Annotated in this window: 15 protein-coding genes; 10 read left to right on the top strand and 5 right to left on the bottom strand. The window is 41.0% G+C overall.

The window, feature by feature from the left end; translation table 11 throughout:
* Positions 1-41: 41 nt before the first annotated feature.
* Positions 42-518 (bottom strand): MarR family transcriptional regulator, encoded by a 477-nt coding sequence (locus ACM0OR_RS17425; protein WP_242039451.1) that lies wholly within the window; start codon positions 516-518, stop codon positions 42-44.
* Between the two features lie 228 nt (positions 519-746).
* On the opposite strand from ACM0OR_RS17425, the gene ACM0OR_RS17420 reads away from it, so the two are divergent.
* The 5 genes from ACM0OR_RS17420 to ACM0OR_RS17400 all read left to right on the top strand — a co-directional run bounded on the left by ACM0OR_RS17420 (position 747) and on the right by ACM0OR_RS17400 (position 7429).
* Positions 747-1982 carry a bifunctional sterol desaturase/short chain dehydrogenase gene (locus ACM0OR_RS17420; RefSeq protein ID WP_414577703.1) on the top strand — a complete coding sequence of 412 codons (1236 nt, stop codon included), beginning with the start codon at positions 747-749 and terminating at the stop codon, positions 1980-1982.
* 748 nt (positions 1983-2730) lie between these two features.
* Positions 2731-3231 carry a DUF6174 domain-containing protein gene (locus ACM0OR_RS17415; protein WP_414577701.1) on the top strand — a complete coding sequence of 167 codons (501 nt, stop codon included), beginning with the start codon at positions 2731-2733 and terminating at the stop codon, positions 3229-3231.
* 166 nt (positions 3232-3397) lie between these two features.
* Entirely contained in the window at positions 3398-4285 is an 888-nt protein-coding gene (locus tag ACM0OR_RS17410) for a hypothetical protein (RefSeq protein WP_414577699.1), read from the top strand.
* A gap of 175 nt (positions 4286-4460) precedes the next feature.
* The gene (locus ACM0OR_RS17405; protein WP_414577697.1) at positions 4461-5933 is read left to right on the top strand and encodes a TldD/PmbA family protein; all 1473 of its coding nucleotides are present in this window, start codon (positions 4461-4463) and stop codon (positions 5931-5933) included.
* A gap of 155 nt (positions 5934-6088) precedes the next feature.
* Positions 6089-7429 carry a TldD/PmbA family protein gene (locus ACM0OR_RS17400; RefSeq protein WP_414577695.1) on the top strand — a complete coding sequence of 447 codons (1341 nt, stop codon included), beginning with the start codon at positions 6089-6091 and terminating at the stop codon, positions 7427-7429.
* Positions 7430-7462: 33 nt separating this feature from the next.
* Here the strand turns inward: ACM0OR_RS17400 and ACM0OR_RS17395 are convergent, their stop codons facing one another.
* The 3 genes from ACM0OR_RS17395 to ACM0OR_RS17385 form a co-directional block, all read right to left on the bottom strand.
* Complete coding sequence (locus ACM0OR_RS17395; RefSeq protein ID WP_323265588.1) at positions 7463-7600, bottom strand: hypothetical protein; 138 nt, start codon at positions 7598-7600, stop codon at positions 7463-7465.
* 323 nt (positions 7601-7923) lie between these two features.
* Positions 7924-8466, bottom strand: coding sequence for an AbfB domain-containing protein (locus tag ACM0OR_RS17390; RefSeq protein ID WP_190708060.1), 543 nt, complete (start codon positions 8464-8466; stop codon positions 7924-7926).
* A gap of 148 nt (positions 8467-8614) precedes the next feature.
* Positions 8615-9118, bottom strand: a complete 504-nt coding sequence (locus tag ACM0OR_RS17385) for an RICIN domain-containing protein (RefSeq protein WP_414577692.1) — start codon at positions 9116-9118, stop codon at positions 8615-8617.
* Between the two features lie 37 nt (positions 9119-9155).
* Here ACM0OR_RS17385 and ACM0OR_RS17380 point away from each other — a divergent pair, with 37 nt between their 5' ends.
* Together ACM0OR_RS17380 and ACM0OR_RS17375 are read left to right on the top strand one after the other, a co-directional pair.
* The gene (locus tag ACM0OR_RS17380) at positions 9156-9362 is read left to right on the top strand and encodes a hypothetical protein (RefSeq protein WP_414577690.1); all 207 of its coding nucleotides are present in this window, start codon (positions 9156-9158) and stop codon (positions 9360-9362) included.
* A gap of 425 nt (positions 9363-9787) precedes the next feature.
* Entirely contained in the window at positions 9788-10924 is a 1137-nt protein-coding gene (locus tag ACM0OR_RS17375; protein WP_414577688.1) for a glycerophosphodiester phosphodiesterase family protein, read from the top strand.
* A gap of 87 nt (positions 10925-11011) precedes the next feature.
* On the opposite strand, the gene ACM0OR_RS17370 is transcribed toward ACM0OR_RS17375, so the two are convergent.
* Entirely contained in the window at positions 11012-11809 is a 798-nt protein-coding gene (locus ACM0OR_RS17370; protein WP_323265591.1) for a DUF928 domain-containing protein, read from the bottom strand.
* A gap of 459 nt (positions 11810-12268) precedes the next feature.
* On the opposite strand from ACM0OR_RS17370, the gene ACM0OR_RS17365 reads away from it, so the two are divergent.
* The 3 genes from ACM0OR_RS17365 (at position 12269) to ACM0OR_RS17355 (ending at position 15187) form a co-directional block, all read left to right on the top strand.
* A complete protein-coding gene (locus ACM0OR_RS17365) occupies positions 12269-13957 on the top strand; it encodes a CHASE2 domain-containing protein (protein WP_414577686.1) in 1689 nt (562 codons plus the stop codon).
* 138 nt (positions 13958-14095) lie between these two features.
* A complete protein-coding gene (locus ACM0OR_RS17360) occupies positions 14096-14398 on the top strand; it encodes a MarR family transcriptional regulator (RefSeq protein ID WP_414577684.1) in 303 nt (100 codons plus the stop codon).
* 24 nt (positions 14399-14422) lie between these two features.
* Entirely contained in the window at positions 14423-15187 is a 765-nt protein-coding gene (locus tag ACM0OR_RS17355) for a MinD/ParA family protein (protein WP_323265594.1), read from the top strand.
* Positions 15188-15420 lie beyond the last annotated feature (233 nt).

Below are 15420 nucleotides of genomic sequence, written 5' to 3'. Positions count from 1 at the left end.
TTTATCATGCCCATCACATCAATGTACTTAACATATCGACATTAAGTAGAGAGTTCCGTTTCTTCAAAGACTTTTTTCAGGAGAGTCAAACTGTGTTCAATGTGTGATATCTGTTCTGGTGTGAGATCCTGTAAAATTTCAGCGATATGACCGCGAGTTTTTTCTTGGGATTGCTCTAACATCTGCTTTCCCTCTGGTGTTAAATTGAGAACTACTCGCCGCCGTTCTTGAGGATTGTCAGTACGTTGCACCAACAGGCGTTGTACTAGTCGTTCGATTGTCGTTGATGCTGTAGCACAGGTGACACCAAGATGATCTGCCACCTCAGATAATGAAGCACCAGGACGACGTTTGAGAAATGCTAGCGATCGCAATTGTGGTATAGAAATAGAATCAGGACTGTGAGTTCGCATATCAGTCCGGATAAACCGCATCAATAATGGAATCGTATCCATAACCCTGGCGGCACATTTTTGGGATTCGTTGAGGTTGGGCATGGGGCGTGGGGCATGGGGCATGGGGCATGGGGCATGGGGTATGGGTTATGAGGTATGGGACATAGAGTCAATATCTTATTCTCTGCTTCTCTACTTTTCCCAGTCCCTGGCGAGTGAGTTACGTCGTTCCCTGCAAAAGTGCAGTCCCCAATCCCAATCCCCAATTAATTTTAGTTTGCCTTATAACTTGCCCTTAATCTATCCTGATCAGAATATGAAAAAAGATTAAGACGAGTGGTGAGCAAAAAAATGCTAGAGAGCTTGACTGAAATTGCGGCCAAATTACAAATTAATTGGGTACTGCTAAATGCTGGCTTACAGTTTACTAGTTGGGGGTTATTTTCCTTATTGTTGGCGGAAATATTCAGAGACAGTTACCATGCGTTGTGTCATAAAGTCATTTGGCTAGGTAAATGGCACAACAAGCACCATATGGTATATCGACGGGATTTATCGATAGTTTCCTTAAAAGCTTATCAAGAATCCCAGCTTTACCATGACATTTTAGAATCAAGTCTGCTAGTAGTAGTATTAACAATTATTGCCCTCATTACCCAGAAAATAGGATTATGGCTGGGAGTAGTTTACGCCTGCACATTCTTGTTTGGTGCATCCCTACGATATTTCCAAGGGTCAATAGATACAGACTATAATCATCTACCAGGGCCTTTAGAGAAAAGCCCTTCAGTTTGGTGGGTGAATCGATCTTACCATTGGCGACACCATTTTGATGATGTCAATGCTTACTACAGTGGAGTATTTTCCTTGGTAGATAAGATATTGGGAACAGGACTTTCTTTAAAGGGTAAAACCATCGCTGTCACGGGTGCATCAGGTGCTTTAGGACAAGCGTTAACGGCAGAGTTGCTCAAGCATAATGCTAAAGTTGTGGCATTAACCACTAACCCAGATAAATTACCAACCGATAATGGTTTGAAAATAATTCCCTGGGAATTAGGTAATGAAGCAGAACTCAAAGTAAGTTTAGAAAAAGTAGATATTTTGATTATCAACCACGGTGTTAATGTCTACGGCAATCGGACATCACAAGCCATTAACTCTTCATATGAAGTCAATACTTTTTCTGCTCTCAGGTTGATGGATATATTTTTGACAACAGTCACAGGGCCACAAGCAAAAGCCACTAAGGAAATCTGGGTGAATACGTCTGAGGCTGAGGTATCCCCAGCACTGAGTCCACTTTATGAACTCAGCAAACGCACTTTAGGAAATTTAGTAACTCTTAAACGCTTGGATGGCGATTGCATAATTCGTAAATTAATTTTAGGGCCTTTTAAAAGCCAACTTAATCCTTATGGTGTGATGTCAGCACACCAAGTAGCTCGCGCTATTTTATTTTTAGCCCGCCGCGATTTCCGTAATATTATTGTGACGATCAATCCTTTGACTTATTTACTTTTTCCTATCAAAGAAGTGAGCAGCTGGTTATACTACCGAATTTTCAGCAAGACACTTCAGAGTTAAGATACAGCAAATCTTATTTCATTTGTGAGCATGGAGAGACTTCAGAAACCCCTGATTCCAAAAAACAGGGGTTCTGGATTGCTATAAACTCCCTGTGTCAACCCAATTGAAAATATAAAATTAAAAAATTCCAATCAGTGGAGGCTTGTACCCAAAATTAATTAAGTAAAAATAATTTTTCTTAATTTTTACTTAAAACTGGTAAAGATATCAAAGTTATGCAGCTAAAAGGCTAGTTTTAAAACAGCAAATCTAAAATCATGTAAGTATTTTTAATCAAAAAATAAGATGAATTTAAACAACTACATAAAAAATATAACTCTGACTTTTCACGTTATGTGAAAAAACTAACGCGAAACCTAACCCCCTAACCCCCTTCCCTAGTAGGGAAGGGGGAAAATTTAAAACCTCTCCCCTACAAAGAGCTACGGTGTACACACATCTTTGTGCTAGGTGCAAAATGTGATTTGATCCCCCCTAACCCCCCTTGAAAAAGGGGGGAACTAGAATCAAAGTCCCCCTTTTTAAGGGGGATTTAGGGGGATCAAAACGATGCAGGATAAGTTGATCAGACTTGTGTGTATACCGTAGCCTACAAAGAGAGAGGTACTCTAGCGAGTTCGCTCTTCTCTGCGAGAGGCTGCGCCAAAGCGTTCTCGTAGAGTAGTCGCTCCGCGTCTTTGGAGAGGGGTTTTCCAGATTCCCTAAAACTTAATTAGTTGTAAAATTCTAACAGCAAAGGATTGATATGCGTCTACCCATGATTATTAGTGCAGGATTGCTGCTTTCTTTAAGTGTGAATTTGCCCGTGATGTCTCAATCTACTGTAGAAATAGCACAGTTATCATTTAGTAAGAACCTTAACTTAGAATTAAGACGATTAAAGTTTAATCGTCGGTTATGGAACAGCCAAAATATTTCTAACTATCGCTATACATTTAGTAATGGTTGCTTTTGTATACCAGATGCTAGAGGCCCAGTAGTTATTGAAGTTCGTAATGGACAAACAGTTTCTATTACTTCTGTTGCTACTAATCAACCAGTTGATCCGCAATTTTTCAGACAATACAGTACAATTCCCAAACTTTTTAATGTGATTCAGGATGCTATTCAACGTCAAGCATCTAGCTTAACTGTGCAGTACAATGCTGCATATGGCTATCCTACTCAAATTAATGTTGATTACAACAGTCAAATAGCCGATGAAGAAATATATCTCACAATTGAGAATTTTGAAATAATTCAGTAATCAGAAGTCAGAAATCAGAATCATATCCTGACTTCTGATTTCTGAACCTAATCAGCAGATTATAAAATGTAAAGCTATTTTTTAGCTGTTTTTTAATAATTAATGAAGATTTGTTGTACAGTATTTCCATAAACTTAATTGGTAGAAATAGTAGCTCATAAAACCTATGAATAGACCAATTCGGATTCTGTTACAAACCACGATTCACACGCATGAAGATGACTGGAGTATTTTTCGATTTTCTCTATTACAAGAATATTTAACATCTATTAAAGATGAAACAGGTAAACCATTATTTGCAGTTACAGGACGCGATCGCCTATCAGATGCAGCCGGGGATGATCCGATTTTAAGTAGTCTAGATCAATCAGATTTTGATGAACTTTGGTTATTTGCGCTAGATGTCGGCGATGGTTTAACAGCAAAAGATATTGCTGGTATTAATGCTTTTAGAAAGCGGGGTGGGGGAATTCTCACAACACGAGATCATCAAGATATGGGTTGTTCTATGTGTGGACTAGTAGATATAGGTGATCTCCACTATTTCAACACTCAAAATCCCGATCCTGACGATTCTCGTTGGAGTCGTGATGATCCACACACCACTTATATTTCCTGGCCGAATTATCATTCGGGAGCGAATGGCGACTATCAAAAAATCATTCCTGTCGAACCTGTTCATCCGCTATTGCAAAATCCTCATTCACCTACTGGGTTGATTGAATTTTTCCCAGCCCATCCCCATGAGGGCGGTATTGGAGTCAAATCGGATTTAGATGCGCGTGTAATTGCATTAGGTCAAAGTCTAGTCACAGGGCGGACATTCAATTTAGTGGTGGCGATGGAGCATTACACAGACGCACAGGGAAAACGACTAGGGCGAGCGATCGCTAATTCTAGTTTCCATCACTTTGTTGATTACAATTGGGATATTGCCAAAGGTTGTCCTTCATTTGTAGATGAACCACCAGGAACGGGTATGAAAACCGAACCACAAGCTTTAGAAGATATCAAAACCTATGTGCGTAATGCCGCTTTGTGGTTAGCAGAGTAAGTCAGTTTTGCATTTTAGCTATCTCTCTTACCCTAAACCCCTACACCCTATTTTCAAAATAGTACGGTCATTCCCCAAAATTCGGTCAAGATAGCCCTTGGGTAAATTTGCTAGAGTTAACACACCGGGATTTTTTCAGTCAAATCTCTGATAACGCCAGTAGACGAGGCTATTCATGCTTACAAGTACGCTACTTCTCTCTAATCAACTCCCCAACCTCCAATACTCTTCCACACCAGAGCGATTCGATGAAACTTGGGAAGCACCCTTAGCTACCCTTCTGGGTTTAGGACGCGCTGCTGGTGCTGACTTTATAGAATTATTTTTAGAACGCCGCAACTACATTAGTAGTTTGGCAGAAGACGATACAATTACCAGCATTTCACCCAGTCTATCTACAGGTGCGGGAGTCAGAGTATTTCGTGGCAAAGCCGACTGCTACGTCAGCACCAATGATTTATCATTTTCTGGCTTAAAAGCGGCATTAGAAAAAGGGCTATCTATCTTAGGCTTACAACTACCAACCTCTAACGCCTTCATCCCAGAAATTAACCTCGAATTATTTAGAGATTACGCTACCAAACGCGGTAAGGATGGCTGGCTACCTCTATGCAGTTCTATCCGGGAAATGGGCGAAATCCTCCTTGATGGTACTGCCTACTTGAATCGCAAAGCCAGCCATGTGCAGTCCCGCCGTGCCAGCTATTTCCGCGATTGGCAAGAAGTATTAGTGGCAGCCAGCGATGGCACTTTTGCCCGTGATATTCGCCTAACTCAATCAGTCGGTTTTAACCTGCTGTGTGCTGACGGTGCAAATCGTACCTCCATAGGTGAACGGGCTGGTAATACCAGTGATGCCAACTTCCTGAGAACGTGGGACTATCAACAATCCGCCGAGCAAATTGCCGAATCTGCTGGCAAAATGCTCTACGCCGATTATGTGGATTCAGGTAATTACCCCATCATCATGGCGAATCACTTTGGTGGTGTAATTTTCCATGAAGCCTGCGGACACCTGCTAGAAACTACCCAAATCGAGCGTAAAACTTCCCCCTTTGCCGATAAAAAAGGCGAAAAAATTGCCCACGAAAGTTTGACAGCTTGGGATGAAGGCCGCGCAGATAATGCCTTCGGGACAATCGACATGGATGACGAAGGTATGCCTGCTCAAAGAACCCTATTAATTGAAAAAGGTGTTCTCAAGAACTTCCTAGCAGATAGAACTGGTTCTTGGCGTACTTCCCACCCCAGAACAGGTAGTGGTCGCCGCCAAAATTATACCTTCGCTGCGGCTAGCCGGATGCGTAATACTTATATCGCTCCCGGTGACTACAAGGTAGAAGATTTATTTGCCTCTGTAGATAAAGGTATTTACTGCAAAAAGATGGGCGGTGGTAGTGTTGGGGCTACTGGTCAATTTAACTTTAGTGTGGATGAAGCCTATTTGATTGAAAATGGCAAAATTACCAAGCCACTCAAGGGTGCTACCCTCATTGGTGAAGCCAAGGAGATTATGAACAAAATTTCCATGTGTTCCCAAGATTTGGAAATTGCCCCTGGTTTCTGTGGTTCTGTCAGTGGTAGTATCTACACCACCGTAGGACAACCCCACATCAAAGTTGATTCTATTACCGTCGGTGGACGCTAAAGAATTTTAGATTTGCAATTTGTTCGTAGTCCAATATTTGTAGGGTGCGTTAACAGAGTAACGCACCAATTATTGATCTGAATCATGGTGCGTTACGGCTTGCGCCTAACACACCCTACTACCGACAAACTTATCAATTTGAATTTTGAATTTTTATGCCCAACATTACTGAAATAGCAAGTTACGCCAAGGAAAATGCAGAAAAGCTTGGCATCAAAAAATTTGACATTTATGGCTCAACTGTAGATGAAACCAGTGTGCAAGTTGACCAAGGTGAGCCAAAACAAGTTAAAGCTTCCAATCGCTCTGGTGTGACTGTCCGTGTTTGGAATGAAGATAATACAATCGGTATCACTAGCACCACTGATGTAGATCCCCAAGGATTGGAATTGGCTTTAAAAACGGCTTACGAAGCCAGTTTCTTTGGTGTTAAAGAACACGTCCCCGATTTTAGTCCAGAGGCTACTGTACCACTAGCGAAAACACTTGATGAAAAAGCACCTCAAGCACCCGTATCAGAACTTATAGAAAAACTGCTGGTGGCTGAAAAAGGATTACTAGCTACTCATGCAGCAATTATAGGAGTACCTTATAACGGTTTGGCACAAAGAGATATTGATAGGTTCTATCTCAATAGTGATGGTGCTTTGAGAAAAGATTCTCTTTCTGTATCTTCGGTTTATCTGTATAGTAAAACCGAGGAAGAAGGCAAAAAACCCCGCAGCGCAGGGGCTTATAGAGTCAATCGCAGGTTAGAAAATTTAGACATTGATGGTTGTATCCAGGAAACTGCTGAAAAAACTATCAGTCATTTGAACTACGAAAAAATTAAGACTGGTAAATATCAAGTAGTGTTCTCCCCGGAGGCTTTTTTAAGTCTTTTGGGTGCGTTTTCTAATTTGTTTAATGCCCAAAGTATTCTGGATAAACAAAGCTTATCTACTCCCGATGATTTGGGTAAACAAATTGCTACATCTTTAATTTCAGTCTATGATGATTCCTTGCATCCAGCTAATATAGGTGCAGAAACATTTGATGGGGAAGGTACACCAACTCGTCAAGTGAAGTTAATAGAAAATGGTGTTTTAACAAGTTTTCTGCACAGTGCTGGCACTGCTAAAAGACTGAATGCTCAACCCACTGGTAATGCTAGTATTGGTGCAAAGGTTAGCGTTAGTCCCAATTTCTATCATGTGTTTGCAGCCGGCAGTTCTGAGCAGGAATTGAGCTTAGAAACTGCTGAAAATGTGATTTTAGTTGATGAATTACACGCTCTCCATGCTGGTGTGAAATCTTTGCAAGGTTCATTTTCTTTGCCGTTTGATGGTTGGCTAATTAACAAAGGTGAGAAAACAAGTATTGAATCAGCAACGGTTGCTGGTGATTTTTTGGAACTTTTGAAGTCTATCATTCATGTAGAAAAGGAAGTGGAATTAACACCCGGTGGTGTTGCTCCTAGAATTTGGGTTGATGGACTCTCAATTACTGGTGAATAAACCTAGTTTGTAGTGAGGACTTTAGTCCTCTTTCTATCTCATTACCAGGGCAAACGCATCTAAATATTGACGAGCCTGAATCAGGTTGACATACTCACCGCCGTGAACGCACGGTGATTCTGGAGTAATGAGTAATAAGTAACAAGTAATGAGTAAATACCCATTTTTCATCCACTCATTACTCCTTACTCATTACTTTAAAGCCGTGCTGGAAACACGGGGTTCTCAACCCATTTTTCTGATAAAATACACCAAGACTCAAACTACATAAGGCTTTGAGAAAATTAAATCTCACTTATCATGAAAATGATAATCATTGTGAGGCAGCCGACGACTGCCTGAATTTTCACGGTCAGTTCTCCACTCTTCTAGCGTAGGTTTTCTCACAGTCAGGCTACACATCTCTTTAAATATATACAAGAGTGATAATGAGCAGTTCTCCACTCTTCTAGCGTAGGTTTTCTCACAGTCAGGCTACACCACTGAGTATTGCGCTACCGATAGAGAGGACTAGTGATACCAAATGTCGCGTCCTTTCTGAACAAATCACTACCGTCTGAGGGATCTATCCACAACTCAAAATTCTTGTGTCGTATGTAGTGTCCAGGAAAGTTGAGGGATTCAAATGACCAACTAGAAGCATCATTACCAAAGAGTGCAGATTTAATGCAAAATGTAGCATCTTCGCTAAAAAGCCTCTGATTGATTCTCCTTGCCAACTTCAGTTGAAAATTTTGGTGTCTCAAGAAGTGACCAGGAAAATTTACGGATTCAAATGAAGTGCAGTTCCTATTTGCCAATCCTGGAACAAGTTTGTAGGTTGCGTCTTTCCTTCCTAGTTCATCATTGATTGGCTCTAAGTAGCCTAAGAAATTTCTGTGGCGAATATAGCGATCGCCAAAGTTATACGACCTAAAAGACACCACTTCACCGTTGCTTTGGGAATAAACTGACGTAGATGATGTTAGCAATATCCCACAGACTGACAAACCTAAAGTTGAAACACTCAATAATTTTTTTAGCCAGTTAAATTTCATAGTTGCTCCTATTTTCTATTTACGTAATAGCAAAAAATAAATTATTCCAAATTTGCGGTTAGTAGGGTGGAATGGCACTTACTTAAAGTTAGTTGTTGCCTAGATTCACCTGATTAATGATTAGACTAAATATGCTTGTATTTCTCATTCAGTTGGCTCGAATAATTTTCCACATGACATTCGGTTGATTGATGCACTCCCATAGGGTGATTCTACCGCCATTGTCGAGAATGCCTCCGTGTTGGTGCAAGCATGAGCCGATGGCAGACTGAATCTTTACATACGATCCATCAACACGAACTTCACGCCACTTTTGAGAAGATGATCCTGTACAAGTCGATTGGATGATATCAGTACCATTTGCTGACAGTCCATTTTTCACAGTCAAGCAGAGGTCGCTATGTTTAAAACGGAGAACAAAATAACCATTGTCTGCCCATCCCCGCGTTAATTGAACGTTTGGTTGATTGATGCACTGCCATTGTGTGACCAGTCCTCCGATGTTTCTAATTCCCCCATGCTGGTGTACACACTTGCCACTATGCTTCGCTTGTATGTAGTAGCGTTGCTCTGTAAGGCTTGCAGAGACCGTTGGTGCTAGTGTTGCACTTAATGTGCCAATCACAAACAAACTTACTATGGCACGTTTCATAATGTGAATACCCCTGCTGATCACTAACTAAAGGTAAATGCCACAATATATGTTTATTCAAGAGAAAATTTCTAAAATATACAATCTGAAACATTATGACAACTTTAATCTAGTTAGAGTCGAGGAGAACATTACTGTTCCACCCCTCCCATCCGAAACCGTGCATGAAAGTTATCCCGATGAATCAGTAACATTGGCGGGTAATTCGATGAAACCAGAATTGGGGTGCAGAAGAGATAATTAAACTCGGATTGATTGAACCCGGTACAGTTCCATTGACTTCGATAAATTCTCCAGCATTAATCGTTACACTACCCGCATTGCCGTTTGCAGCACCCGAAGAATCGACTCGTCCACCATCACGAATTGTTAATCAATCTGTATTTAGATGAATCGCGTCTCTATATGAAGATTTTGTGATATGTGAATCCTATTAATTGATATTTAGGAAGAAGGGCTAAAGCCCTTACTACAAACATAGAAACCTGATTCTTCTGAATTGGTGAGAAATTTAAGACTTACATAATAGAAGTTTAATTAGATTTTAACGTTTGGTTTCTAATCTAATTCAAGTGTTTTTACTGAAACTTAGTCAGTAGCTCAAATTCATCAAGTAACTTAGCTACGTTAAGTCATCTATCTGTAACCAAATACTTGTGAGGAGAAATCATGCGGCATTTCTTGGGTGCTTTTTTGCTGGGAATGGCTACAATAACTGTTATGCCAACAGAAAGAGTCCTAGCTGGAACATTAACAGGTCAACCCCCTATTGTGATTGGACATCGAGGTGCTAGCGGTTATCGTCCTGAGCATACTTTAGCTGCTTATCAACTGGCGATTGAGATGGGGGCTGATTATATTGAACCTGATTTAGTCGCAACTAAAGATGGTTATTTGGTGGCGCGTCACGAAAATGAAATTTCTGGAACAACGAATATTGCCAGTCTTCCTGAATTTGCTGACCGTTTCACAACCAAAGTGATTGATGGACAAAATATCTCAGGCTGGTTTACAGAGGATTTTACTCTAGCTGAATTGAAAACTCTGCGGGCGATCGAAAGAATCCCTGCTATCCGTCCAGATAATACGGCTTTTGATGGATTGTTTGAAATTCCTACTTTGCAAGAAGTCATCGATTTAGCAAAGACACAAAGCGCAGCTTTGGGACGGACTATTGGTATTTATCCCGAAACTAAGCATCCTACTTATTTTGATTCTATTGGCTTGTCAATGGAAGAAATTTTAGTCAGCGTTTTAAATGCCAATGGCTACACTGATGAAGCTGCGCCAGTTTACATTCAATCTTTTGAAGTGAGCAATTTAAAAGACTTGAATACGTTAACTAACGTCTCTTTAGTACAACTGATTAACGGTGGTGGGAGACCCTATGACTTTACAGTCAGTGGAGATACACGTACTTATGCTGATTTAATTACACCGTTAGGTTTGGCAGAAATTGCTACCTATGCTAATGGGATTGGTGCTAACAAAAACTTAATTATTCCGAGAGTTGGGGGAAATTTGTCGTCTCCTACAACGTTAGTTGATGATGCTCATGCGGCTGGTTTGTTGGTTCACGCTTGGACATTTCGTGATGAAGATGTTTTCTTACCTGCGAATTTACAAGGTAATCCTGAAGAAGAGTATAGACTGTTTTATCAGACTGGTCTTGATGGGGTATTTAGCGATAACCCCGATACAGCATTTAAGGTGCGTTCTGCTTTAGTTCCTGAGCCTAGTGCTATGTTGGGATTAGGAATTTTGCCTCTGTTTGGATGCTTATTCCGTCGTCGCAATAAGAATTAAAAAGCTCTGTCTCTGTGTTAAAGAATTGATTTTTTACCACAGAGACACGTTCGCGGAGCGTCCCGCAGGGAAGACACAGAAAATAAGTTAATCGGCTTGGAGTGAAATTAAGGGACGGTTGGCGATCGCACTTAAGCCTGCTGATTTAAATAAGTCTACCCAATCACGAACTAAAGTAAAATCACTGGGTTTTTCTGTACGTAAATCAGCTAAGGCTTTTAAGGTATCATGCCAATAACCGTTTTCTGCATAGATCAATACCTGTTGCTTAGGTGTTGATGTCTGCAATTGTGCTGCGATCGCCGCGTCGGGTTTTACTCGTTCTATCCAACCACTGGCGACGGGATCACCACTGCGATCGCCTCCTGTAGCGTCGCATAATAAGGAAAATCGCCAGCGATATTTTTTACCTACTTCTAAGCCTGGAAAATCGTCAGGTAAGGCATAACTCATGATGCCGTTACTAGCTTTGAGAGGTAAGGTTTTTTCTAAGAGGATTTCGTCTCCTGATTCATTCCGTAGCAAAAAGGCTGCTTGTTGGGCGGAAGTTTCTGGAACATTGACAAAGAATGTCGGGCGATCGCTCAGGGTTAATTCGATGGGGATTTCTGTAGCTGACATCCCTGTGGGTTTGGCTGGTAAGACTGCACCGATGGCTTGGGGTGTGCATTGACCCCTTGCTGCGCCTGCTTCTAAATTCCGAGAACCCCTAATTCCTGGTACTTTGAATCTTAAAAGGGAACGACGACGGGGGGTAAATCTTGGTTGTGTTCTTTGGGAAATCAGGTTTGTGTTGCTGGGTGTTGCTGTGGCTGCTGTAGTCAACAACACTTGTGGAGCTAAAGTTAAACTTAGTGTGATTAATAGCAGGGTCTTTTTTAGCATAATTTTTTGATCATAGTCAGCCTTTGACAACAGCCTGTTAAGTGCAGTCACTGCTTGAAGCTGTTAAAGATTTAATGAGTTTTATTAACAACAATTATGTACTGGTGACTTTCTCATGACCGGGAAAGTTCCGATATTGCCATTACCTCAGTAGATATACCATAAAAACTTTCGGTAATTTATAAAAAAATAGTCAAATAAATGTTATAAAATTACCCAACTATGAATATGTTACTAGTTAACATTACTTAAAATATCTATCTAATTTAACATTTGGAGATTGTCGAAATTAATGAATATTTAGCACAATTGCAAAATCAAATACAGCTTCGTTACCAAAGGAAAATCTGAGCGTCAGTCCTAAATTCAGTGGAGAAATTTACTAAGCACGACTTTCTACGGCTAGCGAGGCAATCGGCAATATTTCACCCTAGCTGTATTTTAGGAGAAAACGCACAGATGGAAAATATCAAGTCAAAACTTAGGAGTTTTCCCAAAGCAGTATTAACTGTTGGTAGTACAGTAGTGCTGACTAGTTTGGTAATTACTGGGTTAATTGTAGGGTTGCGGAAGTTGGGTAGTTTGGAGGGAATGGAGTTAGGGGCTTTTGATCAGTTGATGCGATCGCGTCCTGATGAGGGGGTAGATAATCGGTTTTTGGTGGTGGGTGTTAATGATGTAGACATCCAAACCCGCAAAGAGTACCCGATTGAAGATGGAACATTAGCCCAGGCGTTGGCGAAATTAGAGGCGCAAGCACCGCGAGTCATCGGCATAGATATTTTAAGGGATGTCAAGCAAGGTAATGCCACTGGTCGAGCCGAATTAGTGAAATTGTTAACAGATAGCGATCGCATTATTGCCGTCTGTGCTATCAGTAAAGCTGACTCTCCCGGTATCCCAGCCGCACCGGGGATTCCCGAAGATCGGGTAGGCGTGGCAGATTTCCCTGTAGATCGCGGTGGGACTGTGCGCCAGGGGATGATATTAACGATTCCCCAAGCCTCGAAACTACCAGCACCTAACGAACATATTTGCAATTACGTCAGTGCGGAAAATCAACTACCTTCCTTAAGTTTTCAAGTAGCAACACGTTACTTAGCAGAAATGGGAATTGAACCAGAACTTAGCCCATCTGGTGAAATTAAACTGCGTGATACAGTTCTCAACCGCTTAACCCCCAACGCCGGTGGATATCATAAAGTTGATACCGGCGATTACCAAATGTTGTTGAATTACCGTTCTGGGAAAAATGCCGTCAAACAGGTATCTCTTAGTGATGTTTTAGCTGACAAAGTTGATCCAGCTTTAATTAAAGACAAGATTGTGCTGATTGGTTATACCGCCGCCATTGTCAAAGACACCTTTTACACACCTTACAGCGCAGGTGCAGCAGACAGCCAAAAAATGCCAGGGGTAGTAGTTCACGCCCAAAATGCAAGTCAGATATTGAGTGCAGTGCTAGATAAACGACCGTTATTATGGCATTGGAATGATTTGCAGGAAGGGTTGTGGGTATTTGCTTGGTCGTTGGTGGGTGGCTTTTTAGCTTGGCGGATTCGCAAACCCTGGTTATTAATTTTAGGTGGTGGAATTGCGATCGCTGTTTTACTCGGTGGTACTTATGCCATATTTCTCCAAGCTGGGTGGATACCCTTAATTCCGCCAGCAATGGGATTATTAGCCACAGCTGCTGGTGTAGTGTTGATTGATAGATATGCCGCAACAATTGTCAAAACAGTCAAAGGCTTCTTAAAAATTGACATTGATATTGATGAAGAAAAAAAGCATGAAGAAGTAGCCGCTATTACCGAAAGTGATTATTTTTTGGAATTGCAGCAAAAAGCTAAAGACTTGCGGAGTAGAGATAATCAACAGACATCTGATGTTGCGGAAAAATCACCCATTCCCAATCTCCGCCCCCCAGAAATTTTATCTCCAACAGTCACTGAATCAACCCCCACAACTACAGAAGTTGATTATTTACAACAAGTACGTGACAGACGCAACAAACGCACCCTACAAGAAAACGGTAATGATGTCGATAACTTAGAAGTAACACCAACACCAGTAGAAGAGCAAGAAGAAATAGAATACTGGCAAAAATTACAAAGCCGAGGTAAACATCTGAGAGAACATAAAAAATAAACTCATCACAAAAATCTCTTAACCTCTCATCCTCCGCGTCTCTGTCTTGAAAAGTTCAGATCGGAGGAAACCTCCGCTCCGACTTTTCGCTGCGCCTCTGCGTGAGACAAACCCACATCTTGCACTAGACGATTATCTATGATCACACCAGATTTTGAAGACTCAGCATCCCCAAAAACTCTAACTGAAATTGCGAATTTACCCGATGAACAACGCCAATTGATGAATTGGATAATTCGCCAGCAACAAGTAACCTTAGCTGAAATTGCCACCCATCAAGATATTTCTCATCAAGAAGCACAAGAGCAAATCCAAAATCTCATCTCTCAAGGATTTATTCAGATTGTAAATGATAGCGATACCACCTACTATAAACCTCATTTTGCTAGCCCCAAAAAACGTAACCTATCTCAAAATATTTGGGATAAATTAGAAACTTAATTCTTCCCCAAACCCTAAATAATCATGTCCAAAATTGTTTCCATCCACTCATTTCGAGGTGGTACAGGTAAATCAAATTCCACGGCTAATTTAGCTGGAATTGTCGCTCGTGCTGGTCATCGAGTCGGTATCATAGATACTGATATTCAATCCCCAGGTATTCACGTCCTGTTTGGTTTTGATGAGCAGAAAATGAAATATGCCCTCAATGATTATCTTTGGGGACGTTGTGCTATTGAAGAGACAGCTTATGACGTTACCTCAGTTTTAAATAAAGTTGTAAACAAGAACAGCCGGATTTATTTAATTCCATCCAGTATTAAAGCGAGAGATATCACTAGAGTTTTACGAGAAGGGTTTGATTTTAATTTGTTGAATGAAGGTTTTCAAGATTTACTCACTAGATTAAATTTAGACTATCTATTTATTGATACTCACCCAGGTTTAAATGAAGAAACCTTACTTTCTATTGCTATTTCTGACATTTTAGTATTAATTCTCAGACCCGATCGCCAGGATTTTCAAGGTACGGCTGTTACAGTGGAAGTAGCCCGTAAACTCGAAATACCAAAAATGCTGCTTTTAATTAATAAAGCTTTGCCAGCACTAGATTTTGATGCTTTACGTCAACAAGTAGAAAAAACTTATAACGCACCTGTGGCGGGGATTTTACCACTATCAGAAGAGTTGATTCAATTAGCTAGTAGCGATTTATTTTGTTTACGAAATCCAGAACATCCCTTTAGTCAAGTGATGGAAAAGGTAGCACAGATGATTATGCAAAAATGAAGGATTGGGGACTGGGGGGACAGTCGTCAATTATAGCGGTTTGCAGTTGAGTCTAATACAGACCTAACCCCCAACCCCTTCCCTACATTCTCTTCTCCCAAAGGGAGACGCTACGCGAACGAGAGGCTACGCCAACGCGCAGCGTGTCGGAGACAGGGAAGGGGAGTAAGCCTCAAAGCCTCTCTCCTTGTAGGCTACGGTGTACACACAAGTAGACCCAGAGCGAGTTTCCA

It is taken from the genome of Anabaena sp. CCY 9402-a, assembly GCF_963920945.1.
Lineage (GTDB): Bacteria > Cyanobacteriota > Cyanobacteriia > Cyanobacteriales > Nostocaceae > Trichormus > Trichormus minutissimus.
The sequence above is the reverse complement of the archived record's forward strand: the minus strand, read 5'-3'. Positions and strand labels throughout refer to the sequence as shown.

Excerpts from the sequence above, each read along its gene's own strand:
- ACM0OR_RS17365 (WP_414577686.1), top strand. The coding sequence starts at position 12,269 with ATGGAAAATATCAAGTCAAAACTTAGGAGTTTTCCCAAAGCAGTATTA.
- ACM0OR_RS17410 (WP_414577699.1), top strand. The coding sequence starts at position 3,398 with ATGAATAGACCAATTCGGATTCTGTTACAAACCACGATTCACACGCAT.
- ACM0OR_RS17355 (WP_323265594.1), top strand. The coding sequence starts at position 14,423 with ATGTCCAAAATTGTTTCCATCCACTCATTTCGAGGTGGTACAGGTAAA.
- ACM0OR_RS17380 (WP_414577690.1), top strand. The coding sequence starts at position 9,156 with ATGCCACAATATATGTTTATTCAAGAGAAAATTTCTAAAATATACAAT.
- ACM0OR_RS17390 (WP_190708060.1), bottom strand. The coding sequence starts at position 8,466 with ATGAAATTTAACTGGCTAAAAAAATTATTGAGTGTTTCAACTTTAGGT.
- ACM0OR_RS17425 (WP_242039451.1), bottom strand. The coding sequence starts at position 518 with ATGCCCCATGCCCCACGCCCCATGCCCAACCTCAACGAATCCCAAAAA.
- ACM0OR_RS17420 (WP_414577703.1), top strand. The coding sequence starts at position 747 with ATGCTAGAGAGCTTGACTGAAATTGCGGCCAAATTACAAATTAATTGG.
- ACM0OR_RS17375 (WP_414577688.1), top strand. The coding sequence starts at position 9,788 with ATGCGGCATTTCTTGGGTGCTTTTTTGCTGGGAATGGCTACAATAACT.
- ACM0OR_RS17360 (WP_414577684.1), top strand. The coding sequence starts at position 14,096 with ATGATCACACCAGATTTTGAAGACTCAGCATCCCCAAAAACTCTAACT.
- ACM0OR_RS17415 (WP_414577701.1), top strand. The coding sequence starts at position 2,731 with ATGCGTCTACCCATGATTATTAGTGCAGGATTGCTGCTTTCTTTAAGT.
- ACM0OR_RS17405 (WP_414577697.1), top strand. The coding sequence starts at position 4,461 with ATGCTTACAAGTACGCTACTTCTCTCTAATCAACTCCCCAACCTCCAA.
- ACM0OR_RS17385 (WP_414577692.1), bottom strand. The coding sequence starts at position 9,118 with ATGAAACGTGCCATAGTAAGTTTGTTTGTGATTGGCACATTAAGTGCA.
- ACM0OR_RS17395 (WP_323265588.1), bottom strand. The coding sequence starts at position 7,600 with ATGAAAAATGGGTATTTACTCATTACTTGTTACTTATTACTCATTACT.
- ACM0OR_RS17400 (WP_414577695.1), top strand. The coding sequence starts at position 6,089 with ATGCCCAACATTACTGAAATAGCAAGTTACGCCAAGGAAAATGCAGAA.
- ACM0OR_RS17370 (WP_323265591.1), bottom strand. The coding sequence starts at position 11,809 with ATGCTAAAAAAGACCCTGCTATTAATCACACTAAGTTTAACTTTAGCT.